Here is a 25,407-nt window from a genome sequence, read left to right as displayed (position 1 = left end):
GCCTGCGGATGTGGAATTGGTGACTCATAGCGAAATTGACGAAGTATTGGCCAATACCTTCATGGCGCTGGCGACCCCCGCGTTGCCTCAACAATTTTCCAGATTGGTGAAACGTCTAGCGGCATTCGATAACTTGATCATCATCGCTTATCACGGCGAACACCGGCCAGCGGTGCTCTATCGGGAATACACCGACCCCATCGTTTATCTACCCATGGATAGCCAATATTTAGGGGGAGATTACCTGCTGGATCCGTTTTATCGCGAGCACCTCAGAGGCGATGTTCAGGGCATACGTCGATTGAGGGACATCGCGCCCGATCACTTTCGGCGCACGCATTACTATAAAAATTACTATCAACAAACCACACTACTGGACGAGGTAGCGGTTTTCGCCAATATTACCAAGCGTGAAACGATAACCGCTTGTTTTGGTAGGGATCGTTCAAGTGGCAAGCCTTTCAATAAGCGTGAACTTGAGGATCTGCATCAGTACGAAAACACCCTCAGCTCTCTGCTGAAAAAGCACTGGCAAGATTACCGCTTTGAAGGCGTGGGCAAAGCGCCGCTAGCGCCTCTTGAGGAACGCCTAAGAGAGGCCCTGAACCAGCAACACAGCATTCGTCTGAGCCCACGCCAAGCCGAAGTGGCCTTATTTATTTTAAGAGGCCACTCCTCCCTATCCATTAGTCTCCACTTGGCAGTCAGCCTTCAGACCGTTAAAGTCTTCCGCCGCCAACTCTATGCCAAGTGCTGCATTTCGTCCCAGGCGGAACTCTTCGCGCTACTTATGCCGCTTTTCGCTCGGCTAGCCGAGCACAAATAAAGCGGAGTCTTATTAGGCTTTAAGAGCTAAAAAACTTGTGAAGTTAAGCAGTTAGATGAATGACTTATCGCTGATTATCACCAAGCCGATGAACACCTTTATCGCGCGCAACTTAGATCGCCCTCTTCACAGCTAGCATGCTCACGCAGCGCTTCGGTACGTGCTTCCGTTAGCTCTTCAAGACAGCCGTTACGCACCATCGGCTGTGCACTGCCGCCTTCAACAGCGCTACTTTCAAATGCACACTCGGCATCGCGAAAACCGATCCACGCCCGCTGAGCGGCTCTCAGCTTTTCCAGTGACGCGGCGTTATTACTTAATTGGTCTACCAGCACCTGGTAGACTTCATTTAGCGCATCGTCAGCCGTTTGATAGGCCTGCGCCGAGCATTCGGTGAGCTCAGCCTGAGTAGTCGCGTTAACACACCTATCGCCCGCATAGGTAAAGCTGCTTGAGGCCAACCACCCAATAACAATAAGAAGTGAAGACAAACGCATAATGAATGGCCCTATGACAATTGGTAGAACAAGACGGAAAGCGTGCCGTCGATCTGGCCTGAATCCTATTTCAACAGTGCCAATAACAACAAAGCGCTGGCATGATAGCCAGCGCTTTTTCAATCATTAAAGTATGCTTAATAAAGATTAATGGGCCAGCATCTCTTCAACAATCTTTTCGCCACTTAGTTCTGAGGCGTAATAGGTCGGCCAGTTAGTCACTTCCTCTAACAGCGCTTCACGATCATCGCCCCAATAAAGGTGGTAATGGTCTGCGTCAGTGGGATAAATGCTGTGGTCGCTGAACTGAATATACTGGGGAAGCTCTTCAGCCCCCTCGCCTTCGAGCGCATAAATAAAGCGAACACCCCGGTTGCCCGTCTCGTAATTTAAAATCTCGTAGCCATCATATTGATAGTCACCCGACATCTCTTCGCCGTTCGCAAAGAAGGTGACGTTGCTGCCGTCGATAACGATACGATCTACGTCCGTTTCATACCCTATCTCGTAATACGCTTTGTACTCTTCGCCGGTTTTATCGCCACTCTCTGCCTTGTCCGCAAACACTTCATCTAGTGTGCCATCTTGTAGGTACGGATAAACGGATTGCCAATCACCTTCCCAGTCTGAAAGCGAGCGATCCTTGATCTGCTCATCCTCAAAATAACCCGAATAGATATCGCTATCATGGTCATGATGAGCATGGTCGTGGTCGTGGTCGTGACTGTGGTCATGAGCATGCTCATCAGCGCTGGCGTAGTGAGCACCCGCCAATAACAGCGTACTCAATGCAAAGACACTCACACCCTTGAGTGGCGATACCATCACTTTACTATCTAGCATCTTGCTGACGCCCATCTTGCGTTCTCCCTTATGAAATAACAGCAGCCAAAAAAGATACAATATAACATATCATTTAATCAAGCTGTTTTATAAAGGCCATTAGATGCTTTGGAGAAAGAGGTAACGGAGGGAGGGTAACTATGACTGACAGCCGATACAGCAATGATGGCTTCGGCGGTTCTTGCGAACCTTCAAACGCATCGGGCCCCGCTCACGCGGGGCCCGATCATCGAATCTAAACGATTCGAGGACTTAAATAATCGCTAGGATTAAGAAAGCAACTTGATGTTTGATGCTTGAAGGCCTTTCTGACCTTGGGTAACGTCAAAAGAAACGTTAGCGCCTTCGGGCAGAGTTTTGAAGCCATCAGACTGAATTTCAGAAAAATGAGCAAAAACGTCGTCGCTGCCGTCAGACGGTGCGATGAAGCCAAAACCTTTAGAATCGTTAAACCACTTAACTGTGCCAGTTGCCATGATATAAATCCTTTTCGCTAATCGTAAAATTCCTGGTATTACCCAGATAAATAGTGAGTAGAACAAGGAATACAATTACAGACTACCGAAAGAATTCGAATGTCGCTGGAACCATGCTTGCTTGCTAACTTACTAACTGCGCACACCTTGCCACGTAAGCATTGGCAGGTCAAAGCCTTTATGTTTTTAAATTCACTAAAATGCCGCTTATCACCTCGTTAAAATCGCGCAAATTACTAAAAATAGCAGTAATCTTGGCAGAGAGCTGGGCCCTAATAATTCGACCACCCGGCGCACTCTACTGATCAGGTAAACCCCGCATCATTTACAGCCTGATCAGTACTTTGTAAGAGGCTTTGACATGCTATATGGACTTAGTTTGCTGGCGGGAATTGTACTGCTCACCCTGGGTGGGGAGTCCCTTATCCGTGGCGCTATCGCTGGCGCAAAAAGAGTGGGCGTCTCGCCCCTATTGACCGGGCTAGTGGTCGTTGGCTTCGGCACATCGTCTCCCGAGCTGGTTGTTTCTATTGGTGCTGCCATGAACCAACAACCAGACATCGCTATTGGCAATATCGTGGGCAGCAATATCGGCAATATCTTATTGATTTTGGGCATGTGCGCCGTTATTTGCCCAATGGCGGTTCAGCCGCTAGCCCTGCGTCGTGATGGCTTAGTGATGGTGCTCGCCAGCCTGCTGTTTATTGGCCTCTCCTTGGGTGGCGCATTAGGCCGCGTCGATGCCGCTATCTTTACAGCCAGCCTCGTGGGCTATCTTATTTGGGCATATGTCAGCGAAAGCCGACAGCATATTCCTGCGGCGGATATGCATGCCTCAGAAGCCGAAGAGATGACCAAACTTCCTACCACGGCCGGGATGATTGTCTTAGCGCTGGTGATTGGTTTAGGCATGCTGGTAGGTGGCTCACAGCTACTGCTGTTTGGGGCCATCGGTTTGGCTCAGGCCATGGGTATTTCGGAAGCTGTGATCGGCTTGACCATCGTTGCGGTAGGGACGTCTTTACCTGAAATGGCCGTGTCGGTGATTGCTGCGTTGCGCCGTCATGCCGATGTTGCCGTTGGCAATATTATTGGTAGCAACATCTTTAACGTCCTGGGCATCCTGGGTATTTCAGCGTTTTTACAGCCTCTGCCCCTCGCACCCCGCGTGGCCTTGTTTGACCAGTGGGTAATGCTAGGTGCCGCCGGTATACTGGTGCTGTTTCTGTATACCGGGATGCGCCTATCGCGTTGGGAAGGGGCCGTATTACTTGCCGGATACGCGGCCTATATCGCGCTAAGCTTTACGATTTTTTGAGCGCCGCAACTATTTAATAACTATGAACCAAAGGCCCAGCGCTTTTAGCTCATTAGTTTCACGCTTGAGAGATAGGGATCACCGTGCACATTGCGACCTTAGGACCTTGCGGGAATAACCATGAGCTAATTGCTTGGCGCTACCTCAATAGGCGCTGTTCCGGCACAGGTAGCGTGACGCTCTTCAGCCAGTTTGAAGAAGCCTTCCAGGCACTGGTGGCGGGAAAGGTTAGCCATGTTCTGCAATGCACGGCTCACTCGGCGCACAGTGCCTGTGTGGGCCGCTATATGCATCGTGCTTACCCTGTGGATACGTTTATCGCCGGTAGCAAGCCGCTGGCGTTGATTGCGCAACGCGCCATTGCTAAGCCTGCCCACGTGGCACTGCAACCAGCCACACGCTATTACATTGATTTAACCAGTTATACCGAAATTATCGAGGCGCCCACCACGATGGCGGTGGCAGAAGGGTTGCTGGCAGGTCGTTTTGAGGCGGGCATTTGCGCCGAAGAAGTGCTGGCACAAGCCCCCGACCAGTTGCGTTTAGTAATGTCGCTGGGGCCTGCGCTGGATACCTGGGTGTTGTTCGCCACAACGCCCCTACCGGTGTCTTCACCGCTGAGGCTGGACGCTGCCTCTGACTCACAGGACTAAACAACGAAGATCAGCACAACACCTGCGGCAACAAGAGCGACGCGTAGCCAGAACACTTTGCGGGCAATCACGCCGAACGAAATCGCCCCTAAGCCAATCGCCACTTTTACCCCATCAAACAGAGCGTCAAACGGATTAAACGCCAGCTGGATTATTTCTGGGTTGGCGACCATCGCCAAGGGAATGATGTATAGCCCGATCCCTAACGCCATGGCCTTGAAGGCGACTTTGAGCCAGTTCTCGCCTACCATGCCCGCGGCGATAAACACGCCACCACACACTGGCGGCGTAATGGTCGACAGCAGTGCGTACCAAAAAACGAACAGATGCGCTAAGAGGGGCTCCAAACCAAGCGATGTCAATGCCGGCCCGGCGACGGAAACACAGATTACATAGGCAGCGGTCGTCGGCACCTCCATACCTAAAATCAGGCAGGCGAGTGCCGTGAGCAGCAGCGCTGGCCATAGCATGTCATTGGAGAGCGACAAAATAGCCGAGGTAATTTTAACGCCTAACCCGGTCAGCGATAACACGCCTACTACCAACGAAGCACAGAGAATGATGGCGCCGATCACGGCAATCTGGCGCCCAGCCGTTATCGCTGCTTCTGATAATCGCTTGGTAAACCCCGGTAATGAAAATCGCAGCGCCACGTTGAAGAATAGCAGCGCCATGCCTGCAAAAATCGCAATGCTAGCCGCATATTGGGGGGTATAACCGCCGTTGAAAATGCGCTCTAACAACAGCACGAAGGGAATCGCGAAAAATAAAGAAGTAATGACCACTTCTTTCGCACTGGGGCGTTCGTCTTCAGCAACCGGCTGCAAATCATGCCGGGTGGCATAGGCATTAATGCCCACCCAAACGGTCAAAAAATAGAGTACCGCGGGTAGCATCGCTGCGGCCATAATCTGGGTGTAGGGCGTGCCTGTCAGCTCTACCATCACGAACGCGCCCGCGCCCATTAACGGCGGCATGATCTGTCCTCCCGAGGAGGCAACCGCCTCGACGGCGCCAGCGAGCGAGCGTGGGTACCGCAGGCGCACCATGGAAGGAATAGTAATGGCCCCGGTAGACGCCACGTTAGCCGAAGCCGATCCCGAAATAGAGCCCATTAGCGCAGAGGAAATCACGGCCACTTTGGCGGCCCCACCGGTGAGCCGCCCGGCGACGGCGCTAGCCAGGTTCATAAACCCCTGGCCCGCCTCGCCGGCATTCAGTACGGCGCCAAAAATCACGAAAATGGCCACGACGCTGACACTGACGCCGGTCAGCGAGCCCCATAGCCCGCCTTCGGCAATCGTCAACGAGCCCACCATGCTGGGTAACGGCAACCCAGGATGGCCAAAGGCGCCCGGTATATACTGGCCAAAAGCGCCGTACAGCAAAGCCAGCAGGGCCACCAATGGGAGTGGCCAGCCAATTGCCCGACGCGCCGCCTCGAGCGCCAAAGCGATGAGAAACAGCCCAATTGTCATCTGAAGATGGGTATCAATAAAGCCGTACTGATTGGCCAGTGCTGCCTCGTTCAACGCAATATAGCCGCAGGCAGACACGCCCAGAACCGTCAGCAGCCAGCCACTTATGCGCTGCGCTGGGGTCTTGGCCATAAAAACCAGCACCCACGGCAACAGTAGCGCCATATGCAACGGGCGACTCACCAAGGCAGGGGTTAAGCCGTAAAAAATCAAGCCAAGATGAAATGTGACGCTGGTCGCACCCAGCGCTATCCAGCCTGGCGCCACGGCGCCATCATGCAAAGAAGCCGTCGCTTGCGGCAGGGAAAAAACACGCATGCCTAATCGCCTATTATCGCTACTGGATCAATACACCCCTGCCACAGTGAAAGCACTGTGGCAGGGGGAGGTACGCAAAGATCTTTTGCAAAGGTCTGTTGCAAAGTTCTACTGCAAACGGCTAGCGCAGAGTATCTGGCACCTCGATGCTCGCTTCTTCGTAGTAGCGCAGCGCCCCTGGGTGAAGGGTGCCGGTCATGTTTTCCAGCATCGCAGGGGTAATGCTTCCCCACCACGCAGCCTCTTCCGCCATCGCGTCACGACGCTCCCAAAACGTTTTGGTCAGCGTGTAAGCGGTGTCGTTATCCATAAACGTGGTGGTGTAGGCAATCACCGGCAGCGACGTGGTTTCGACATCTTTATCAACACCGGGGTAGGTGCCGCCAGGGATCGTTTGGCGCGCTGCGCCGGTTTGTTCGATTTGCTCATCGGTCAGGCTAACCAGGGATACCGGCATGCTGGCGGCGGTCTCGATCACGTTGGGTGACGGGAAAGAGCTGGCGGTCACAAAGCCATCAATCTGACCATTTTTAAGCGCGTCGGGACCACTGCCAATAGCGGCGTCGGCAATTTTGACGCTCTCTTCCAGGCCGAACAGGGCTAAGTAGCGAGCCGCCTCACGGGCGCCAAAGGTGCCTCGGCCAATCAATAAATGCTTGTCTTTCAGCGCAGCCATATCGGTCACGCCTTCATCGCCCGCCAGCACAAAATGCATGGTAATAGAGGGAATTGGGAATAAGCCACGGATCTCTTGAAAGCGAGGATTCTGGCGTTCTGCAAAAGCGCCCTCTCCTGCCATCGCCTGTTCCACTAATGCAGGCGGCGAGGTAAAGACATAGTTACCTTGGCGCGCCATGACTTCCATTACGTTTTGAACGGAGCCTTGACTCTCTTCAAGGGTGACGATAATCGCGTCATCCGTGCCCTGTCGGATGGCTTCTGAGAGTTCGACGCCCATCTGGTAGTAGGCGGTGCCGGCCGACGCTGATTTATAGGTGACCCGCGTTTCCGCGTGGGCAGAGAAAGCGCTAGCGGCTAGTGCAAGCGAAGCAGCCGACACGCCAAGCGTGCGACGGAGGGAGCGAAAGGGGTTGCGCATCGTGAGTTCCTTAACGTGTCCAGGGGCCGTTTATTGACGGGCCTCGTTCTTATCCTACAAAGCCTGAGGTGGCAGGCCTCAACATACCATGACTGCGCCTCGACGGGCACTCACCCTCGCCACCGGGGGTTGGTTAAGCATGTCTTTTATGAAGGGCTGGCAAGGCAGTTTAATCGTGCATTAGCCAATGCCGTTACAAGAACCAGCCACGGCTAAATAATACTATTCGGCAATAGTATAATAGCAACCTAATAATTGGCGCTAAGACAAAACGAATATCATTAAAGTTACTATTACCTAAAAGATTAATTTCCTAAAAAAACATGCTATTGCCTTAAGAAGAACTACTTTCGTTCGTTTTTATAAAGTATTGCGGCGCAATAGAGGCTGGTAAAATAATTCGGTTTTTACACTACTCCTAATAACTTAACGATGAGGATAATCGTCACATGCCTATCTTGTGCCAGCCCTCTTGCCAGCCACGATTATATCGTCGCTGGCTTTTTTTGTTAGCGGCCTTACTATTTAGTGTCAGCCCCAATGCGTTGGCGGTGACAGGTGAACTAGATTTAACCACCTCTGCCGTTGGCTTCTTTGCAGTGGCTATTTTCGTCCTGGCATATGCCTTAGTCATGGCGGAAGAAAAAATCCATATGCGTAAGTCTAAACCGGTATTAGTGGCCGCCGGTATCATCTGGAGCCTCATCGGCTGGGTGTATGTTCAAAACGGTATGTCGGAAGCGTCCGAGTATGCTTTCCGCGTCACGCTTTTGGAGTTCACCGAGCTGATGCTGTTCTTGCTGGTGGCCATGACCTACATCAACGCCATGGAAGAACGCCGCGTCTTCGATGCACTGCGCTCCTGGATGCTACGCAAAGGTTTCAACTATCGAACGCTCTTTTGGCTCACCGGGGGATTGGCATTTGTCCTGTCACCGATTGCCGATAACCTCACGACGGCGCTGTTGATGTGCGCCGTCGTGACAAAAGTGGCGGAAGGCGATCAGCGGTTTATTAACGTTGCCTGTATCAATATCGTGGTGGCAGCCAATGCGGGTGGCGCGTTTAGCCCCTTTGGCGACATAACCACGCTAATGGTATGGCAAGCGGGCATGGTCGCCTTTCAGGAGTTCTTCATCCTGTTTTTCCCCGCCTTGGTCAACTTCCTTATTCCGGCGGCGATCATGAGTGTGTTTATCAAAGATGAAAAACCCGCCAGCGTTTATGAGGACGTTTGGATGAAGCGCGGTGCCCGCCGCATTGTAGTGCTGTTTTTATTGACCATTATCACCGCGGTGCTGTGCCATGTGGTGCTTCACCTGCCGCCCGTGCTGGGCATGATGACCGGCCTGGGCTATTTACAGTTCTTCGGTTATTACCTGCGCCGCAGCTTGCCCCGTTCGTTGGAGCGCAAGCGCGAACGCTATAGCCGCCAAGGGGATAACCGTAAGCTTGAGCAGCTAGGCAGCGTGGTGCCGTTCGATGTCTTTAACCGCGTGGCGCGTGCCGAGTGGGACACCTTGTTGTTCTTCTACGGGGTGGTGATGTGCGTTGGCGGGCTTGGCTTCATGGGCTATCTCGGTTTGTTGTCCGAGGCACTTTACACCGGCTGGAACGCGACGGCGGCTAATATTACGCTAGGCATTGTATCGGCGGTGATCGACAACATTCCTGTGATGTTTGCGGTGCTAACGATGGAGCCCGATATGTCGCATGGCCAATGGCTGCTGATTACCTTAACCGCCGGTGTCGGTGGCAGCTTGCTATCAATTGGCTCAGCAGCGGGGGTAGCCGTCATGGGGCAGGCAAGGGGGTCATATACCTTTATGGGTCACTTGCGCTGGTCGCCGGTTATTCTGCTCGGCTACATCGCCAGCATTCTGGTTCACATGTGGCTTAACGCTGAGAGCTTTGCGCTTTTCAGTTAGTTCAGCGTGTGGCAACCTGACAGCTGCATACCCCCTTCCCAGGTCCTGGGAAGGGGGATACCACCACTTAATAGCTCTCGAAAAGATACTCAATCGGCGTGGGGCGTCCAAACAGATAGCCCTGATAGCGGTAACAGCCGTGACCCCTTAGCCAATCCAACTGCTCTTTTTTCTCTACCCCTTCCGCAACGACGGTTAAACCTAAACTGACGGCGAGCAAAATAGTGGTATCCACGATCGCTGCGTCTGTTTTGTCAGTGAGTAGTTCGCGAACAAACGATTGGTCAATTTTTAATTCATCTAGCGGCAAGCGTTTTAGATAACTGAGCGATGAGTAGCCGGTACCAAAGTCGTCCAGCGCAAAGCGAATTCCCTTGGCACGCAGTTTTAACATGGTATTGCGTACCCGGATGGGCTCGCGCATCAACAGGCTTTCGGTTACCTCCAACACCAACCGACCTGGCGGCGCTTGCGTCTCTGCTAACAGCGCCTCGACATCACTTACGAAGTCTGTCTGCTGAAATTGTACCGAACTCACGTTAACGGAAATGCTTAAAGGGGCATAAGCAGCTTGGTGCGACCACTTGGCCAATTGCTCACAGGCCGACCGAAGCACCCAATAACCGATCGGTACAATCAATCGATTCTCCTCAGCCAGCGGAATGAAGGTCGCCGGTGAAACCCAGCCACGCTCGGGGTGATACCACCGCAATAAGGCTTCAACTCCAAGTGTCACGCCCTGGTGGTCAACCTGCACTTGGTAATGAAGCGCCAGCTCGTTGCGCTCAAGCGCCTTGTGCAGGTCAGCTTCGAGGCTGGCTCGCTCCAAAACGCTGGTCTGCATATCGGTGTTAAAAAAGCACAGCGTGTTGCCCCCGCCACTCTTGGCCTGCTGTAAGGCCATGTCGGCCTGTTGCAGCACATTATCCATACTATGTTCGCGCCCGGTGAACAGGGAAACACCAATACTGGCACTAATGGGTAACGAGTGGCCGCTGCTTACTTGGGCGATCGTTTCCAACAGTTGGCGGGAAACACGTTCTGCTTTTAGGGCGGCCTCGGTCTGCTGCTCGCCCAAATTATTCATCAGCACTGCAAATTCATCGCTGCTAAAGCGCGCCAACGTGGACTCCTCCTGAAGCCGCTGGCGAAGCTGGTCGGCAACATTGATCAATAGCTGATCGCCACTCTCATGGCCCTGAATATCGTTGACCAGCCGAAAGTTATCCAAATCGATTACCAGCACGGCGCTATACGAAGCAGCCCACTCTTCATGGTCAATGGCGGCCGTTAAGGATTCCATCAGGAGTCGACGGTTTGGCAGCCCTGTCAGCGAATCATAGAAGGCCAAGTAGTGGGTACGCGACTGCATTTCAAGATAGTCAGTCAGTTCAGTCGAAATTCCACACAGCGAGGCAGGTGCACCAGGAGACATTGAGAGCGGCATTTTAATCGACAAGAACGTTCTTACACGGTTTTCTCCCTGTAAAACATTACTCTCTTCAACCGTTACTTTTTTACCCGATGTCAAAACATTGCGATCAACCTGCTCCATTTCAGCGGCGCTGCCCGCATCAAAAAACTCAGCATCGCGCTTACCGATAATTTTATCGGCTGACAGGCCAAATAGATCGCTGATACGGCGATTAACATATTGGTACTCTAGTGTCGGCGACTTGATATAAATAAAGGCATCAACGCTATCTAAAATAGTCGCCAACATCTCTTTATTGGTTTGCAGCAACGCTCGGTTATGCTGCACACGGCGTTTTAATAACAGGTTGGCTAACAACGCTAGTAGTAAAAAAATCACTAATAAGACAATGCCCCAACGCCCTAAGTAATCATCAGCGCGGCGTAGCATATCGATAGGCACAGTCGCCATAGAAGCTAATAAGGCAGTGTTGGCAATCGTATCCGCGTAGCCTAACAAATTCACCTGAAGAGGAACTTCACTGAACATCGAGCGTGCAGCGAGATTGAAAACGGCTATGTCCTGGCTAGCGCTTGCGAAACCAATAGGCGCACACAAACACGTCGATAAAAGAAATCCCGCCCCCGCCTTCAAGCGACCACTCCAGCCAGGAGCAGTGGCCTTTTTAAACCATTGGCGGCTATTATTGACAGTAACCGAATAACGCATAGCAGCTTTTCACTGGCCAGGCAGGGTAAGCGGACCTGCCCGCTCCACCACTCGCTGCCACGCGGGGTCTTGTTCAATACGCGCTACAAACGCAGCAATGGCAGAATAGTGTTCTAGCGATTGAACAGCCGCAACGGCCTGAAGGGGGAAGCTCATCTGAATATCCGCACCGCTAGGCCATGGCCCAGCAAAGTTACCTTTTGCTGATAAGTGCTGATTAATAAAGGTAAGGTGCTGTTTTAGCTGCGGCGCTAAAAAACGTTTCCTCACCGTATCGCTAATGCCTTTCGCCAGCGGTTTGATTAGCCAGGGCGACTGCTTTGGGATTTGACTAAACACCAGCTGCATCACCAGCAACGGCATCAGTGAGCCTTCGGCATAATGCAGCCAGTAGCGGTAATCAACCCAGTCATGCACTTCATCGGGTGCAGGCTGGCAACGCCCCTCGCCATAACGATGCAACAGATAATCAATAATCGCGCCTGACTCAGCCACGGTAATATCGCCATCGGTAATCACTGGTGATTTACCAAGCGGGTGGATTTTTTTCAGCGAGTCGGGCGCTTGCTGTGTTTTGCCATCGCGTTGATAAACAACCAGCTCATAGTCCAGTTCTAACGCTTCTAATAACCATAGAATTCGATGCGAACGAGATTTTTCCAGATGGTGAACGTGAATCATAAATACTCCATGAGCTGAGTTATGCGCCAGCGACAGTAATCCTTTCCTGCTGGCACATTTAGCTTAGTACCATAAAGACCATCATCATAGGATCAATAGACTAAGATTAGCACCAACGCAGCGTTGAACCCATGAAAGCGTCGAACTAACGAAAATTAACGCTTACCGAGGCGCATGACGCCTTCTTGCTAACAGATCGAGCGGTGACCACTTGCCTTGCAGCCAGGATGCTAATAAGCGCATCGAGAGGGGAATAAACACAAACACCATCACTGGTGTCAGCATCAGGGTGCTGACCATTACCCGCGGCACTAGCGCCCAATCGGCCAATACACCACCAAATACCCATTGAAAAAGCAGCGAGATAGGAAAAAAGGCCAACCAAACGGCCACCGCCTGCTTCCAACGCGGTGGCGCACTATTGCCACCGTTTTGAAACCAGGTGTCCAACCCCATGGCACGATGCTCTTGAGGCGCTTCATACAAGCCTTTACCGCGTGCCAACCATGCATGGCGTGAGGCAGAGTGCTCCCAGGCGGCTAACGTCTCGCTGCTGCTAAAACGGAATATAATCTGATACTCATCGTCATTAGCAGGGGGCGCTAAGACACCCGAACCAAGGTAGCCCGTAAAATCAGCGGCTAGCTCGCGGCCTTCGTTTAGCCAACGGTTAAAATCAGAATAGCGGCCGTGCTCGACGCGACGAGCCACCATCAAGGTGACAGGTGAGGCAGACATGGTATATCTCCTAATGTGACGACAGCCATGGCTGGGTAAGCCGGCTGTTTGCTTTCAAGCGGGTGAGCCTGAAAGTCCAGTTGCCACATTATACAAGCAATGTTGATGCCATGCAGTGCTGTTTAGGTTATGTCAGTTTGCGGGGCGTAGCGCCCAACCCCGGCACAGGATGGGGGCGCTCACCGCGCTGAAACGCACAGACATGGCGATAGATTTCTACCGCGCCGCGGATGGCATCAGCTTCCTGATGATCTGGTTCTACTATGGGTCCTTTATGCTCGCCCTCGCTGCGCAACACGGCGTCTACTTCGTCTCGGTAGCGGCTAAGCAAATGTTCCAGGTTGATTCTTATACGGTGAACTTCCAAGCTAAAAGCTTGACGTTGATCAGTGCGTTTCAGAATGTCCAATGGATTATTGGCAGCATTGATCAAGCTTTCTAAGGTCGAAAAGACTAATTTTTCAGCACTGTTTAAATTGGGAATAACGGAATAAATCAGCTCATTTACCGTCATCGTTGTTTCATCATGGAGCATAGGCAACTCAACGTCTGGTTAATGCAACAATGCTGATAAATCGGCCATGTTCAGAAAAACTTAACCGATAGATACCGTGCACACCGTCACGCCCTACCACGCGGCGAATCGCCTCAGCAGGAAATATGACCCAACGCCCATCGACGCTGCGCGTGCGCACATTCGCAATGCGCCCTTCGTAATGGGCCAAGCACTCGTCGTAATTCAGATTAATAGCAACGTCGATAGTGGGCATAGATAGTGGGAAGAGTAGGAAAGGATCAGGATAACGAAGCGTGACAGTCAAAACGTTAATGATGCATCGATAAAACCCATAGCGCTCACTTGCACTGTGTGCATCGCTCGCTAATACTTCATGGTATCCCAACTCGCACTTTGTCGGTAATTATCTATGGTCATTTCTTCCATCAGCACCTCTTCGCTCACGGCGTGGGTTAACCCATCAGTGGCCTCGCACTCACCGCGTGTCGAGCAAGCATCGAAAGACAGCGCTGTTAACAAAGATACGGCTTCTACCGACGCTTCCAGCACCAGTGAAGCAAACAGCAGTGAAACAGCGGGCCCCAAGCGTGCTGATGGCACCCCAATGGCGCCGGAAGAGATTCAGCTATTGGAACAGCTTAAGCAGACCGACCGCGAGGTACGCCAGCACGAGATGGCTCACCAAGTAGCAGGCGGTGCTTATACAGGCGGCGCCAGCTACGATTATGAAGTTGGCCCTGATGGTAAGCGCTACGCAGTCGCTGGCGAGGTGCCGATTGATTATGGCCCGGTGCCTAACGACCCCCAAGCGACAATCGAAAAAATGCAGACCGTGATCGCTGCCGCCATGGCCCCTGCCGACCCCTCACCGAAAGATCATCAGGTGGCCGCTCAAGCGCGTCAATATTTACTCGAAGCCAAGCTAGACGCCGCCATGCAACGCAGTGAAATGGCGCAAGCTCGCAGCGCCGGTGCCACTGAAGCAAATGACGACGAGGCGACGCCAGGCAGCGATAGCCCCGCGACGAATTCGCCCCCCGTTATTTCTTCAGCAACGCCCGGGGCCAACGCTGAGCAGCAGGCTGCTTAACCGCCAGATTTGGCAAGGGAGTTCCAATCCGCACGCGTTGGCCATGCTGCCAGCCAAGCCGGCAACGCCTTGGCGGGCATGGGCCGCGCAATACCGTAGCCCTGCGCTAGCTCACACCCCAGCTCTATGAGCGCTTTAGCATGCGCCAGTGTTTCCACCCCTTCTGCCAGCATGGGCCGCTTAAAGCGATTTGCCATGTAAATAACGCTCTCTACGATCGCCATATCGTCTTGGTCGCTGAGCATATCGCGCACAAAACTCTGGTCAATTTTAATCAAGCTGACCGGCAACTGCCGCAAATGGGTTAACGACGAAAAACCAGTGCCAAAATCATCAATGGCAAAACTCACGCCGAGTACTTGGCAACGCGACATGTTTTGCAGCGCGGCCTGGATGTCATGCATGGCGGCACTCTCCAGCACTTCAAGCTTCAGCATCGAAGGCGACACCTCAGGGTGACGTGCCAGCAGCTCAGCGAGGCGTTGGCTAAAATTACTGACCAGTAGATGCGTCGGGCTTATATTCACATTGATGGGCAAAGCGATACCTTGAGTATGCCATTCCGCCACTTGGCAGAGCGCCCGTTCAATGACCCACTCGCCAAGATCTACTTCTAACGGCGTGGCATCGATGATGGGAAGGAACTGACCAGGGGCAAGCAATCCCTCATCCGGGTGCTGCCAACGAATCAATGCCTCGACCCCCACTACCTTGCCGCTACGCATATCCACCTGTGGCTGATAATAAAGACACAGCTCGTCGTTATTCAGAGCATCGACAAAGCGCTGGCGCTGCTCGTGACGTACTTGCAGCAAGCGGTCGTGGTTAGGATCAAATAAGTGAAACGTATCGCGGCCACGCTGCTTAGCACGATACATCGCCTGATTGGCATGGCGTAACAGCACATCGCCTTGAACGTGGTCATTCGGGTACAGCGTGACCCCTAAGCTGGCTGTCAGATGAATACTCTGCCCATCGACCATCAGTGGTTGGCGAATGGAGGCTAACAACTTCTCAAAAAAATCATCGTCGACGCCATGGTGAAGCAGCAGCACGAACTCGTCACCGCCTACCCGCGCCAACACATCATCACCGAACAGCAGATGGCTAATGCGCTGTGAAAACGAGGAGAGCAGCGCATCACCCACCTGCGCGCCTAAGCGATCATTAATGTTTTTGAAGAAATCGATATCCAATGAGCATACCGCCAAAGGTAGCTGCTTGGCCTCTGCATGCTGCATCGACTCCTGAATCAACTGGGTCAGCAGTTGCAGGTTGGGCAATCCCGTTAAGGCATCAAAATAGACCTCTCGGTTCAGATGGCGCGCATGCGCGGGGATGGCCGAAAGATCAGCCAGCACAATGACATGGTGATTGATCACTGCGTGCTCGTCGCGAACACGGTTAATCGACATCATCCCCGGGTAAAATTGGCCGTCGTGGCTACGATAACTCACTTGGCTTTTACTGCGGTCACGTAACTGTAACTCTTCGCGCATCAAGCGCGTTGTGCGGCTGTCATCCAGCGGCAATATACTAAACGCTTCAGGCGTTTTGCCTTGCACATCGTCCAGCGTCATCCCCGTTAACTCACAAAAGGCAGGGTTGACTTCCACTACCCGGTTTTCCGCATCGGTAATAATGATCGCCTCGTTGGCGTAGTAAAAAACCGTTTCAGCAAGCGAAGCTGAATAGCTAACGGCCGACGACGGCATCAACTTTGAGCGGGGCAGTACGGATATTGGCTGGGTGGATGGCTGAGACAAAGACTGTTCCTTCGATAAATTCAAGGATTCATACATACGTCTTTGCTCTCCTTGTTGTTTTAGGCCCTTAAAGACTGACCTTTCGTTATCGACCCCTACTGGTAGGATCGGGCACGTATGGCGCCGTTATCCAATCGACTGCGCTATGACTCAACACACCTATTAACATTGCGTTACCGCCAAGATTTATTCGAGGCCGTATTATGTTATCGGCACCCATCGCAATAACTTAAGGTGCAGGACTGGCGGCACCCAAAAAGCGCGCCTGCCAGTAATCGATTTCTAGCGGTACGCTGACCACGGCGCGACCATTGCCGGGCGCATGGATCATTTGGCCATCGCCACGGTAAATACCAACGTGGGTGGCTTTACGGCGATCACCAAAAAAGAGGAGATCGCCTGGACGCGGCGATGCGATGGAGGGCAGCGCACGAAACTGCTCGTCGGCGGTGCGCGGCACACGAATCCCCGCCGCTCGATAGGTCATCTCTACCAGTCCTGAACAGTCCAACCCTTCAGGCGTATTGCCGCCAAAGCGGTAAGGCGTGCCAATGGCTTGCTGGGCGCGGGAAAGAATCAGGGCGCGTTCCATAGATAGCCCCGCGCGATTGGGGGGTGCTTCGATAGGGGTCAAATCACGGCTTGCGCAACCCGTCAGTACCAGCATTAATAAGCAGGCAAACACCCATCTACTCGTTGATATAGAACCACAAGATAAAGACAACAGACGAGCCAAACACATGGACAGCCGCTCCGGTAAACCTACTTGCCCTCATCATCGCGCAAAGCCTGCCTAGCCGCCAATGATTAACGGCCGATCCACTCGACAAACGTTGTCTCTCCCAGTGAATGTCGCTCATGACGCACCCGACTCAGCGCGGCGTAAGGCAGGTCCATCGCCAACACCCGCGAAAGCGGTTGCGCTATTACTTGGCGCAGCAGGCCATTGCAGACAAAAAGATGCGCCACGACGAGCACATGTTTGCCGGGAGGGTTGGCAAGCAGTTGCTGCCACGCCTCAGCAAGTCGTGCATCGAAGGCCTGCATCGTTTCGCCATCAGGGGGAGAAAACCTGGCGGGATCAAACCAGAACGCCTGCATACGCTCAGTGCCCTCTTCAGCGAACACCTGGGCGTGCGTCTTACCCTCCCACTGCCCTAGGTGCAATTCGGCGAAATCGTCTTCCACTTGCACGGGCAGGTCGAATTCTTCGCCCAGCCACAAGGCGAACTCACGGCAGCGCATGAGAGGCGAAGTGACAATCGCATCATAAGGCAGATACCCTTCCACCGTGTGGCGCATAACGGCATCGGTTACTTGCTGCCAGCCGGCTTCGCTCAGCGGGTGATCGGTAGAGCCACGCAGCATACGTCCCCCCACCGGCTCGCCATGGCGCAACAAATCAATGGTGGTGATCTCCGCATCAGGAAAACGCATACTCAGCCCTCGCTTGAAAGTGCCACTGACGGTTAAATAATCGCGTGACGAACGCGCGCGGAAACCCACTCGGACACCAGCACGGTGGCAAAAATCATGATGAAAATGACGCTGACCTGGTCCCAGGCGAGGCTGTTGATCGAGGCGTTTAGCTGCAAACCGATCCCGCCTGCACCCACCAACCCTAACACCGTCGATTCGCGGATATTAATATCCCAGCGATAGACGCTAATACCGGCAAAGGCAGGCATGACTTGCGGCAGCACACCATAGTTCATCACCTGCAGGCGGCTTGCTCCGGTCGCGCTTATCGCCTCGACGGGCGTAGGGTGGATCTCTTCAATCGCTTCATAAAGCAGCTTGCCGACAAAGCCGATCGAGCGAAGCGCGATCGCGATAATGCCCGCCAACACGCCAGGGCCGAGAATGGTGACTAGCAGCATCGCCCAGATCAGCGAGTTGATCGAGCGGGATGAGACAATCACCATCAGCGCTGCACTGCGCACCAGCGGATGTGGCGTAGTGTTACGTGCGGCCATAAACGCCACGGGAAACGCCATCATAATGCCAATGGCGGTGCCCAGGGTGGCGATGTTAATGGTGTCCCACATGGGCTTCCAGAGCACATTGGCGTAGCCCCATTCCGGCGGCGTCATACGGCTGATCAGATCCGCCCCTTGGCGGCCAGCGTCTTCGACAAACACCCACATGGTATTGTCGGAAATCATCTTCCAGCAGAGCAGAAAGAGACTGACACCCGCCAGCCAAGCCAAATACTGCAGCCATTGGGCGCGGGTGGTGCGCCGCCGCCAAACCGGCAGACCCTGTGAGTTAATAGATGCTGGCATCGCAGTTCTCCAAAAATAACAGGCCAGGGGTGGCTAATAAGCGTTTACTGGGTCCAGCGGCGGACATGGCTCGAGCTGTACTCGCACAACAACACAATAACGATAATAATCAGCAAAATAGCGGCAGAGGTATCGTACTCATAGCGGCTCAGCGAGGTGTTCAACGTGGCGCCGATACCGCCCGCGCCCACAATACCAATCACCGACGATTCACGGAAATTGATATCCAGCCGGTAAACCGAAAGCCCAATCAAGCGCGGCATGACCTGGGGCTGAACCGCATGGTTCATGGTTTGCCACCAACTTGCTCCTGTTGCCCGCACGGCTTCCACCTGTCGCCAGTCCAGGTCTTCGATATCTTCCGCTAACAGCTTGGCCATAAAGCCAATCGTCGCAAAGGCCAGGGTGATCATCCCCGCTAGCGGCCCAAAGCCAAACATGACCACAAACAGAATCGCGATAATGATTTCTTGAAACGTCCGAGAAACGGCAATAATCGCGCGACATATAAAATAGATCGGTAGCGGTGAAATGTTCCGCGCGGCGCCCAGGCCCACCGGAATCGCCAGCAGCACGCCGACCACAGTGGAAGTCAGCGTCATGGTCAAACTTTCCAGCAGCCCCGCTACGATGTCGTCGTAGCGGCTAACAAAATCAGGCTGCATAAAGGCGCCCAAGAAGTTAACCGCCCGCCCCGCGCCTTCGGCTACCCGCGCCCAGTTCACCTCGACCGAGGCGAGCGCCAGCACTAAGTAAATCACCGCCCCAATGACCAATCCCCAACGCAACCGCGGGTTCTCAATCAATGGCAGGCGCCGCCACTGGCCCCGCTGGGCCGCCTGCTGACGTGCTTGCCCCTGTGATAGCTGTGTCTCTGCCCGTTCGCTCATCGAGCACTCCCGGCTGCCACCGTCGGCAGTTCGCGCAGGTATGAAGTCATTTCCGCGTCATCGGCCTCGTCATCCAGCGGCTCGGGGGTGGTATCCCAATCCTCTTCGCCATAAATGGTCGTGAGCATTTCGCTAGTGAGTTCACTCGGCAGTCCATCAAAGACGATTTGCCCAGCGCGCAGGCCGACAATCCGGTCGGCAAATTGCTGCGCCAAGGCCACATCATGAATATTGATGATTGCCGCCAAGTCGCGCTCAGCGCACAGCTCGCGAATCAAGCGCATGATCTGGCGCGAGGTTTTCGGGTCGAGGCTGGCGGTCGGCTCGTCAACCAGCAGTAGCTTGGGGCTTTGTAAAAGCGCCCGGGCGATGCCCACGCGCTGGCGCTGGCCGCCGGAAAGCGCATCGGCGCGCTTATCGATGGCGTGAGGCAGCCCTACCCGCTCGAGTAGCCGAAAGGCTTCGACGACCGCTTCCTGTGGGTAGCGACGTAAAAAACTGCGCCAAAAACCCACATAGCCGAGCTGGCCGGATAGCACGTTTTCCATCACCGTGAGCCGGTCTACCAGGGCATACTCCTGGAAAATCATCCCCATTGAGCGGCGCGCCTGACGCAGCTTCTGCCCTGACAGCTTGGTCAGCTCCGTGCCTTCCAGGCGAATACTGCCCTGGGTGGGCTCCACTAACCGATTCACGCAGCGAATGAGGGTGCTTTTACCCGCGCCGGATGGCCCAATCAGCGCCATTACCTGGCCTTTGGGCAGCGTGAGTTCAATGTCCGTCAGCGCCCGATCCCCGGTGGGGTAACGCTTGCCAACGCCGCTTAGTGTCAACATTTTTCCCGCCTCGTCTGTATAGCGAAACGGCCAGAAAGGGATGCCTTCCTGGCCGTGCAGTACCGTTTACCTTAACGATCAGTCACAGTCGTAAGTCACACCGTTAGCATCGGCAATGGTGCGAATGACCGACCAGTTTTCCTGATAGGTAATCGGAACGAACTGCGCTTCACCAGAGTTGGCAAACTCCGCTTCCAGCGGGGTACCTGCCCAGTCATAGCTGAAGAAAGCGTCTTGTATTTTCTCGGCAAGCTCAGGGTTCAGGTTGTTTGCCAACCCGTATGCCGTGGTCGGGAAGGTTTCTGAGGTGAAGATAATCTCGTAATCACCCTCATTCACGACACCACGGGAAATCATCCGCTTGCCCACGGAGTTAGCGATGGCGGCCGCGTCGTAATCTTCGTTCACCACACCCAGGATGGAATTGTCGTGGGAGCCTGAGAAAGCGGTTTCAAAATCTTCGCCCGCTTCCATGCCGTACTCGGAGCGCAGCAGGGCAGAAGGCGCGCGGAAACCAGAGTTAGAGGTCTCGGAAGTGAACGCAAGCTGGCGGCCCTCTAGGTCTTCAACAGACTCAATGCCGCTGCCCGGATAGGTGATGATCTCCATTTCGTAGCCAAAGCTGCCATCCTCGGCCGCCATCATGGCAAACGGGCGGAAACCACCGCAGTTCACCGCCACCGGTACACCGCCGGTATTAAAGCCGGCAACGTGCAAACGGCCAGCGCGCAGCGCTTCCTGCTGGGCGGCGTTGGACTGCACGGGGAAGAACTGAACTTCCTTGCCCGTTGCTTCGCTCAGGTGCGCCAGGAAATCAGACCATACGTCTGCGTAAACCGCGGGGTCTTCCACCGGCGTGTAAGCAAACACGAGCGTATCAGGATCGACCCACTGCGACTCATCGCTAGGTACATCGGCGATCATATCGCCGTCGTTATCGACATAACGCGATGAAAGATCCGCTGAAGCGTTCACGGCCGCCAAGGCGAAGGCACTGGCAACGGCGGCGCTGGTCAGCGTGCGGGAGAAAGATAACGTCTGCATGGGGCACCTAACGTGTTGTTAAAAGATAGCGACAATCCTGACCACTTCAGATGACAACGGCGGGGCAGTTATATGACCGCTTGGTGACGTTTTGGCGAACGTCACATGACAAGAATGTTTTATAAGCTAACGCAGTGACCACGTCGCTCAACAAACAGACTGTTACCGGGGATTTTTTTGGCTTGGTGCTTCAACTCAGACAGTTCAGCGGCGATATCCAGCGCTCTGCAAGTCGCCGTCTCGGTGATAGGCTTTACCGCAATCGACACGCTAACAAAGGGGAAAAAGGTAATACTATTTTGGCGGTTTTCAATCTGAATCCCCCCTCTCAGCCGATCGGCATCTTCATAGAAACCGGGCGCCATCACTTCGAAAGAGCGTAGGATTTGGCCACAAACGCTCTCCCAATGATTCAGCGACAACAGCACCATAAAATCATCGCCGCCTATATGACCGATAAAGCCACCCGCACTCTCCACTTGCGCCTGCAGCAACCGCGCTAGCGCAATGATCACCTGGTCGCCCCGGGCATAGCCGTAAGCGTCGTTAAAGGCTTTAAAATTATCCAAGTCGACATAAGCAGCGGCAAAGCCTTGCTCTGCGGCAAGATACGTCATCAAGGTTTCATTAATCAGAATATTACCCGGCAAGCCGGTCAACGGATTGGCATGACGCGCTTGGCGTACCTGTATCGCGGTGATTTCACGCAAAAGGTCAACGATATTGCCCATGCCCACGTAATCACCTGCGTCATTGGTGATGACAAAATCTTCCTGCTCGATATCGTGGCTATCGGTCAGCTGCTGACTCAATATCTCCAGCGGGGTATCTGCCTCTGCGACCAGCATGCGTGCATCCGCCACATCCAGCACGCGCCGCTTGGCATACAGCGCATGGCTATAAGGATTCGTAAACAGGGTTAAAAAGGCATTGCGACGCACCACCGCCAAGGGTTTACCGTTCTCCAACACCGCCACACAGCGCAAGTTGGGCTGGCGGCGAAACCGCTCGGAGATGAGCGGTACCGCGCAGTCAGTGGTGATAGGTTCAATCGCGCGCAAAATAGAGCGCGCTGTGCGGCCCGCCGGGCTTTTTAACTGAATCGTCGAGGGCAGCATCATATCGAGCTGCAAAGGCGGATGCTGGCTGGGACGAGCGAAGTAGAATCCTTGTAACAGGGCGAGCCCACGGTCGAGTTCCCATAGGCAAAGATGTTCCGCCGCGGTCTCCACCCCTTCGGCAATCAGCTGACAATCCAGGCTACGCGCCACATCGAGAATCGAGCGGAGAAATTCACGCTTGGCAGGCTCCTGATCAATACCAGAAATGAAGTGCCGATCGAGCTTGACGAAATCAGGGCGCAGTTCCGACCAGTGGCGCAGGCTTGAATGCCCTGCCCCCAGGTCGTCCAGCGCTACCTGAAAGCCCATGTCGCGATAGTGTGCTACCGCTTGGCGCATTAAGTCATAGTCATGAATCGGCACATGCTCGGTGAGCTCAATCACCACCCTTTCAGGGGGCAGACCGCTCTCACGAATGAAGCCCAGCGTTAACCCTTCGCGAAAGTCGCGCTCGACGATGGTCAACGGCATGACATTGAGAAATAGCAGGCCGGGCAATTCAAGCTCGGCAAAACGCTGAATTGCCAAACGTCGGCAGAGTAAATCCAAGTCCACCAGCAGGCCTGCTTGGGTGGCCACGTCAAACAACCGTAGCGGAGAGTGCAACGGTGAGGTTTTGGGACCACGAATCAACGCTTCGTAGCCATAAATCGATTGCTGATTGGCATCCACAATGGGCTGGAATAATACATGCAGCTCTTCAGCCACAATGATCTGGTTAAGCCACTGCGCTTCTTGTGCGGTCATTTGCCTACTGTCCTATTCATCAGCCCAGGCGTTTCACCTCACAAAGGTAGCCGGGTACTGATGTGCAACCGTCCCTGGCGGTGATGGGGAGGTCGCAATCGTGCGTCATTTTCGTGACGCTATCATGACAGTCGGCGCGTTAGCGCAGCGTACACCAAGCCGTGTTAACCACAGCAGCCATTTAGGTAAGAGGTTTTTCGGACGGTGGAAAGACCACCTCACTGCCATCGACGTCGAGCTGGCGAATATCGATAGGGTGGCCCTTTTCGTCCAGTGTCACTAAGCCAATGCCGCTGGCATTCCAAAGCCGTTCACCGGCGCTGGCGCGGTCAGGGTCGCGGGGGTGCACGCTGAGTTTGCGCCGCTTGGTAAACCAGTTGAGCGGCGACCACGGTGCATATAGCCAGCGATTCAAGCGGTCAAAGGTATTCAGTAGGTCTTTCGGAAAGGTGTTTTTGACCCCGCTTGAGGTGATCTGCCACAGGTGCGGTGAGCGCCGCTGATGGCGTACCACAATGTCGTAAACAAACGAGTAATGCACATCCCCCGACAAAATCACGTAGTTGCCGGGCGTTTTAGAGTGCTGCCAAATCTGCAGCAGCGTATTGGCTGCGCCACGGTGGGCCATCCAGTTTTCGGCATCGACCACCAACGGTTTACCCACTAGGGTAAAGAGCTTTTGAATACTCTCAATCAACTTAACGCCAAACATGGGTGCGGGAGAAATAATCACGGCGCTTTTGGCGCCCAGCAGCGCCTGCTGCATCTCCATGAGCGCTTCCCAATCCATTAAACCCGAGGGCCGACCAGGGCTGCGTTCACTGCGCCAGCGTCGGGTGCGGGTATCCAGCACAATCAGTGCGGGGGTGCCGGGGACCTGAAATTCCCAGCCCTGAAAACGCAGTAGTCGTTCAATGAACCCATTCTGCTCAGCACATACCAGTGGCTGGCTCCCATCACTCAGCAGCGTTGAAGCGTGATGAGTCAATGGATTTAGCTTATCGGGATCGTTACCCCATCCTTGGCAGAGCAAATAAGCGACCAAGGCATTGCCGATGATCCGTTTAGAGAACGGATGCCCATAGGCAGTGCGTTCCCAGTCAGCCGTCAGGTTCCAGTCATCGGTGACATCGTGGTCATCGAAAATCATCAGGCTGGGCAAGTGCGCCATCAACCTCGCACATTGGGGCAAACCCGCCACAAAGGCGTCGATCACTGCCTGCTCTTGGCGATAGAGTTCGGCATCTTTTTCATCTAAAGCGGGGGCGTCGGGCGTGATCACTTGCCAGGGCACCGGTGACCACACCAAACAGTACATGGCGAGCATTTCGGCCAGCGTCATCAAATGGTTCTGCGCGTTGGCCGAGGTAAAAACCGGTTTTTTCACACCACCGAAAAAGCGCTCGCGCAGCGCGGCATTGCTGGTGACATCCGGCAGCAGCTCTGCACGCCGATAGTAGCTATCGGGCGATTGATAGAGCGCTTGGCTATCGTCGACCGTGGCACCTTCCAGCCGCTCGTCCACTAACCCTAGCCGTTCGATGAGCGCATGCACGGCGCGTAGCATCGGCCCTGCCACGTCATCGGCGTACACCTGGTCGCCGGTCATCAGCAGCCAAGCAGGCCACTCGGTGGGCGCTGATTGCTGCTCGGCTAGCCAGCTATCGGCACGCACCAGGCCATCGGCACTGTCGTGATGAGGCTTACGGCAGGAACCGTGCATCAGGCGATGATGCCGTGATGCGATCACAAAAGCGGGGTAGTCGGCACCGTCATAACATAGCCACGGCGCCCACTCGGGCAACGAACGCCAATCGCCGCTTAGCGTTTCCACTTGCAGGTCGTACTCGATGCGCTCATCGCAAGGCAGCGGTGACTCAAGCGCGACATCAATGAGATAAATAAAAGCACGTTGGCCGATGGGAAGGCACTGGTGATGATGCGCCAACCCTATCGACTCGGCATCAGGCTGCTCAGGCCGTAGCACCAGGGTCATGTTTAGCGGCCGGGTAGCGACCATCCAGAACACCAGCCGGGTCGTGCTGAGACGTCTTAACAAGGGGCCAACTAAAATATCGGGCAGCGTATCAGTGCCATTCATCCAATGAGGTCT

General features: G+C 54.1%; 24 protein-coding genes. 5 read left to right on the top strand and 19 right to left on the bottom strand.

The genetic code is table 11. From position 1 onward, the window contains the following. The first annotated feature begins 10 nt into the window (after window positions 1–10). Window positions 11–826: a helix-turn-helix domain-containing protein gene (locus ACUN8H_RS12225; RefSeq protein ID WP_445532366.1), complete on the top strand. Its 816-nt coding sequence runs from the start codon at window positions 11–13 to the stop codon at window positions 824–826. A 98-nt stretch (window positions 827–924) separates the two neighbouring features. Here ACUN8H_RS12225 and ACUN8H_RS12220 read toward each other — a convergent pair whose 3' ends face one another. From ACUN8H_RS12220 to ACUN8H_RS12210, 3 genes are all read right to left on the bottom strand, one after another. Next, complete coding sequence (locus ACUN8H_RS12220; protein WP_445532365.1) at window positions 925–1,323, bottom strand: lysozyme inhibitor LprI family protein; 399 nt, start codon at window positions 1,321–1,323, stop codon at window positions 925–927. 147 nt (window positions 1,324–1,470) lie between these two features. Next, a complete protein-coding gene (locus ACUN8H_RS12215) occupies window positions 1,471–2,166 on the bottom strand; it encodes a metal-binding protein ZinT (protein ID WP_445532364.1) in 696 nt (231 codons plus the stop codon). A 269-nt stretch (window positions 2,167–2,435) separates the two neighbouring features. Continuing rightward, complete coding sequence (locus ACUN8H_RS12210; protein WP_007111857.1) at window positions 2,436–2,642, bottom strand: cold-shock protein; 207 nt, start codon at window positions 2,640–2,642, stop codon at window positions 2,436–2,438. A 361-nt stretch (window positions 2,643–3,003) separates the two neighbouring features. On the opposite strand from ACUN8H_RS12210, the gene ACUN8H_RS12205 reads away from it, so the two are divergent. Together ACUN8H_RS12205 and ACUN8H_RS12200 are read left to right on the top strand one after the other, a co-directional pair. Then, window positions 3,004–3,960, top strand: coding sequence for a calcium/sodium antiporter (locus ACUN8H_RS12205; protein WP_445532363.1), 957 nt, complete (start codon window positions 3,004–3,006; stop codon window positions 3,958–3,960). Window positions 3,961–4,043: 83 nt separating this feature from the next. Beyond that, window positions 4,044–4,613: a hypothetical protein gene (locus ACUN8H_RS12200; RefSeq protein WP_445532362.1), complete on the top strand. Its 570-nt coding sequence runs from the start codon at window positions 4,044–4,046 to the stop codon at window positions 4,611–4,613. Here ACUN8H_RS12200 and ACUN8H_RS12195 read toward each other — a convergent pair. Further along, window positions 4,610–6,409 (bottom strand): TRAP transporter permease, encoded by a 1,800-nt coding sequence (locus tag ACUN8H_RS12195; RefSeq protein ID WP_445532361.1) that lies wholly within the window; start codon window positions 6,407–6,409, stop codon window positions 4,610–4,612. The genes ACUN8H_RS12200 and ACUN8H_RS12195 overlap by 4 nt on opposite strands. Before the next feature lie 121 nt (window positions 6,410–6,530). Beyond that, window positions 6,531–7,508, bottom strand: a complete 978-nt coding sequence (locus ACUN8H_RS12190) for a TAXI family TRAP transporter solute-binding subunit (RefSeq protein ID WP_445532360.1) — start codon at window positions 7,506–7,508, stop codon at window positions 6,531–6,533. A gap of 449 nt (window positions 7,509–7,957) precedes the next feature. On the opposite strand from ACUN8H_RS12190, the gene nhaD reads away from it, so the two are divergent. Then, complete coding sequence (gene nhaD / locus ACUN8H_RS12185; RefSeq protein ID WP_445532359.1) at window positions 7,958–9,436, top strand: sodium:proton antiporter NhaD; 1,479 nt, start codon at window positions 7,958–7,960, stop codon at window positions 9,434–9,436. Window positions 9,437–9,503: 67 nt separating this feature from the next. On the opposite strand, the gene ACUN8H_RS12180 is transcribed toward nhaD, so the two are convergent. The 5 genes from ACUN8H_RS12180 to ACUN8H_RS12160 all read right to left on the bottom strand — a co-directional run bounded on the left by ACUN8H_RS12180 (window position 9,504) and on the right by ACUN8H_RS12160 (window position 13,768). Then, window positions 9,504–11,321 (bottom strand): putative bifunctional diguanylate cyclase/phosphodiesterase, encoded by a 1,818-nt coding sequence (locus ACUN8H_RS12180; protein ID WP_445532419.1) that lies wholly within the window; start codon window positions 11,319–11,321, stop codon window positions 9,504–9,506. A gap of 267 nt (window positions 11,322–11,588) precedes the next feature. Continuing rightward, window positions 11,589–12,260, bottom strand: coding sequence for a glutathione S-transferase (locus tag ACUN8H_RS12175; RefSeq protein WP_445532358.1), 672 nt, complete (start codon window positions 12,258–12,260; stop codon window positions 11,589–11,591). A 162-nt stretch (window positions 12,261–12,422) separates the two neighbouring features. After that, window positions 12,423–12,998 (bottom strand): antibiotic biosynthesis monooxygenase, encoded by a 576-nt coding sequence (locus tag ACUN8H_RS12170; RefSeq protein WP_445532357.1) that lies wholly within the window; start codon window positions 12,996–12,998, stop codon window positions 12,423–12,425. 127 nt (window positions 12,999–13,125) lie between these two features. Beyond that, window positions 13,126–13,512 (bottom strand): hypothetical protein, encoded by a 387-nt coding sequence (locus tag ACUN8H_RS12165; protein ID WP_445532356.1) that lies wholly within the window; start codon window positions 13,510–13,512, stop codon window positions 13,126–13,128. 28 nt (window positions 13,513–13,540) lie between these two features. After that, window positions 13,541–13,768: a DUF2835 family protein gene (locus ACUN8H_RS12160; RefSeq protein WP_445532418.1), complete on the bottom strand. Its 228-nt coding sequence runs from the start codon at window positions 13,766–13,768 to the stop codon at window positions 13,541–13,543. A 156-nt stretch (window positions 13,769–13,924) separates the two neighbouring features. Between ACUN8H_RS12160 and ACUN8H_RS12155 the strand changes: the two genes are divergently transcribed. Continuing rightward, window positions 13,925–14,605: a putative metalloprotease CJM1_0395 family protein gene (locus tag ACUN8H_RS12155; protein WP_445532355.1), complete on the top strand. Its 681-nt coding sequence runs from the start codon at window positions 13,925–13,927 to the stop codon at window positions 14,603–14,605. On the opposite strand, the gene ACUN8H_RS12150 is transcribed toward ACUN8H_RS12155, so the two are convergent. From ACUN8H_RS12150 to ACUN8H_RS12110, 9 genes are all read right to left on the bottom strand, one after another. Beyond that, window positions 14,602–16,320 carry a putative bifunctional diguanylate cyclase/phosphodiesterase gene (locus ACUN8H_RS12150; protein WP_445532417.1) on the bottom strand — a complete coding sequence of 573 codons (1,719 nt, stop codon included), beginning with the start codon at window positions 16,318–16,320 and terminating at the stop codon, window positions 14,602–14,604. The genes ACUN8H_RS12155 and ACUN8H_RS12150 overlap by 4 nt on opposite strands. Window positions 16,321–16,600: 280 nt before the next feature. Then, the gene (locus ACUN8H_RS12145) at window positions 16,601–17,113 is read right to left on the bottom strand and encodes a C40 family peptidase (protein WP_445532354.1); all 513 of its coding nucleotides are present in this window, start codon (window positions 17,111–17,113) and stop codon (window positions 16,601–16,603) included. A 65-nt stretch (window positions 17,114–17,178) separates the two neighbouring features. After that, window positions 17,179–17,808: a histidine phosphatase family protein gene (locus tag ACUN8H_RS12140; RefSeq protein WP_445532353.1), complete on the bottom strand. Its 630-nt coding sequence runs from the start codon at window positions 17,806–17,808 to the stop codon at window positions 17,179–17,181. 32 nt (window positions 17,809–17,840) lie between these two features. Next, window positions 17,841–18,656 (bottom strand): phosphonate ABC transporter, permease protein PhnE, encoded by an 816-nt coding sequence (phnE, locus tag ACUN8H_RS12135; protein ID WP_445532352.1) that lies wholly within the window; start codon window positions 18,654–18,656, stop codon window positions 17,841–17,843. A 44-nt stretch (window positions 18,657–18,700) separates the two neighbouring features. Then, window positions 18,701–19,546 (bottom strand): phosphonate ABC transporter, permease protein PhnE, encoded by an 846-nt coding sequence (gene phnE / locus ACUN8H_RS12130; RefSeq protein WP_445532351.1) that lies wholly within the window; start codon window positions 19,544–19,546, stop codon window positions 18,701–18,703. Then, entirely contained in the window at window positions 19,543–20,382 is an 840-nt protein-coding gene (gene phnC / locus ACUN8H_RS12125; RefSeq protein ID WP_445532350.1) for a phosphonate ABC transporter ATP-binding protein, read from the bottom strand. Before phnC ends, phnE (ACUN8H_RS12130) begins: the two co-directional genes overlap by 4 nt. Before the next feature lie 78 nt (window positions 20,383–20,460). Then, a complete protein-coding gene (gene phnD, locus ACUN8H_RS12120; protein ID WP_445532349.1) occupies window positions 20,461–21,426 on the bottom strand; it encodes a phosphate/phosphite/phosphonate ABC transporter substrate-binding protein in 966 nt (321 codons plus the stop codon). 119 nt (window positions 21,427–21,545) lie between these two features. After that, window positions 21,546–23,294, bottom strand: a complete 1,749-nt coding sequence (locus ACUN8H_RS12115; protein ID WP_445532348.1) for a bifunctional diguanylate cyclase/phosphodiesterase — start codon at window positions 23,292–23,294, stop codon at window positions 21,546–21,548. A gap of 181 nt (window positions 23,295–23,475) precedes the next feature. After that, window positions 23,476–25,395 carry an alkaline phosphatase D family protein gene (locus tag ACUN8H_RS12110; RefSeq protein ID WP_445532347.1) on the bottom strand — a complete coding sequence of 640 codons (1,920 nt, stop codon included), beginning with the start codon at window positions 25,393–25,395 and terminating at the stop codon, window positions 23,476–23,478. Between the last annotated feature and the right edge of the window lie 12 nt (window positions 25,396–25,407).

Source organism: Vreelandella sp. V005, assembly GCF_052645115.1.
This window is presented reverse-complemented; position numbering and strand designations above follow the sequence as displayed.

Bases quoted from the DNA above. Each gene is read 5' to 3' on its own strand.
- ACUN8H_RS12220 (WP_445532365.1), bottom strand. From the start codon at position 1,323: ATGCGTTTGTCTTCACTTCTTATTGTTATTGGGTGGTTGGCCTCAAGC.
- ACUN8H_RS12215 (WP_445532364.1), bottom strand. From the start codon at position 2,166: ATGCTAGATAGTAAAGTGATGGTATCGCCACTCAAGGGTGTGAGTGTC.
- ACUN8H_RS12210 (WP_007111857.1), bottom strand. From the start codon at position 2,642: ATGGCAACTGGCACAGTTAAGTGGTTTAACGATTCTAAAGGTTTTGGC.
- ACUN8H_RS12205 (WP_445532363.1), top strand. From the start codon at position 3,004: ATGCTATATGGACTTAGTTTGCTGGCGGGAATTGTACTGCTCACCCTG.
- ACUN8H_RS12195 (WP_445532361.1), bottom strand. From the start codon at position 6,409: ATGCGTGTTTTTTCCCTGCCGCAAGCGACGGCTTCTTTGCATGATGGC.
- ACUN8H_RS12190 (WP_445532360.1), bottom strand. From the start codon at position 7,508: ATGCGCAACCCCTTTCGCTCCCTCCGTCGCACGCTTGGCGTGTCGGCT.
- nhaD (WP_445532359.1), top strand. From the start codon at position 7,958: ATGCCTATCTTGTGCCAGCCCTCTTGCCAGCCACGATTATATCGTCGC.
- ACUN8H_RS12180 (WP_445532419.1), bottom strand. From the start codon at position 11,321: ATGGCGACTGTGCCTATCGATATGCTACGCCGCGCTGATGATTACTTA.
- ACUN8H_RS12175 (WP_445532358.1), bottom strand. From the start codon at position 12,260: ATGATTCACGTTCACCATCTGGAAAAATCTCGTTCGCATCGAATTCTA.
- ACUN8H_RS12170 (WP_445532357.1), bottom strand. From the start codon at position 12,998: ATGTCTGCCTCACCTGTCACCTTGATGGTGGCTCGTCGCGTCGAGCAC.
- ACUN8H_RS12165 (WP_445532356.1), bottom strand. From the start codon at position 13,512: ATGACGGTAAATGAGCTGATTTATTCCGTTATTCCCAATTTAAACAGT.
- ACUN8H_RS12160 (WP_445532418.1), bottom strand. From the start codon at position 13,768: ATGCCCACTATCGACGTTGCTATTAATCTGAATTACGACGAGTGCTTG.
- ACUN8H_RS12155 (WP_445532355.1), top strand. From the start codon at position 13,925: ATGGTCATTTCTTCCATCAGCACCTCTTCGCTCACGGCGTGGGTTAAC.
- ACUN8H_RS12150 (WP_445532417.1), bottom strand. From the start codon at position 16,320: ATGCCGTCGTCGGCCGTTAGCTATTCAGCTTCGCTTGCTGAAACGGTT.
- ACUN8H_RS12145 (WP_445532354.1), bottom strand. From the start codon at position 17,113: ATGTGTTTGGCTCGTCTGTTGTCTTTATCTTGTGGTTCTATATCAACG.
- ACUN8H_RS12140 (WP_445532353.1), bottom strand. From the start codon at position 17,808: ATGCGTTTTCCTGATGCGGAGATCACCACCATTGATTTGTTGCGCCAT.
- phnE (WP_445532352.1), bottom strand. From the start codon at position 18,656: ATGCCAGCATCTATTAACTCACAGGGTCTGCCGGTTTGGCGGCGGCGC.
- phnE (WP_445532351.1), bottom strand. From the start codon at position 19,546: ATGAGCGAACGGGCAGAGACACAGCTATCACAGGGGCAAGCACGTCAG.
- phnC (WP_445532350.1), bottom strand. From the start codon at position 20,382: ATGTTGACACTAAGCGGCGTTGGCAAGCGTTACCCCACCGGGGATCGG.
- phnD (WP_445532349.1), bottom strand. From the start codon at position 21,426: ATGCAGACGTTATCTTTCTCCCGCACGCTGACCAGCGCCGCCGTTGCC.
- ACUN8H_RS12115 (WP_445532348.1), bottom strand. From the start codon at position 23,294: ATGACCGCACAAGAAGCGCAGTGGCTTAACCAGATCATTGTGGCTGAA.
- ACUN8H_RS12110 (WP_445532347.1), bottom strand. From the start codon at position 25,395: ATGAATGGCACTGATACGCTGCCCGATATTTTAGTTGGCCCCTTGTTA.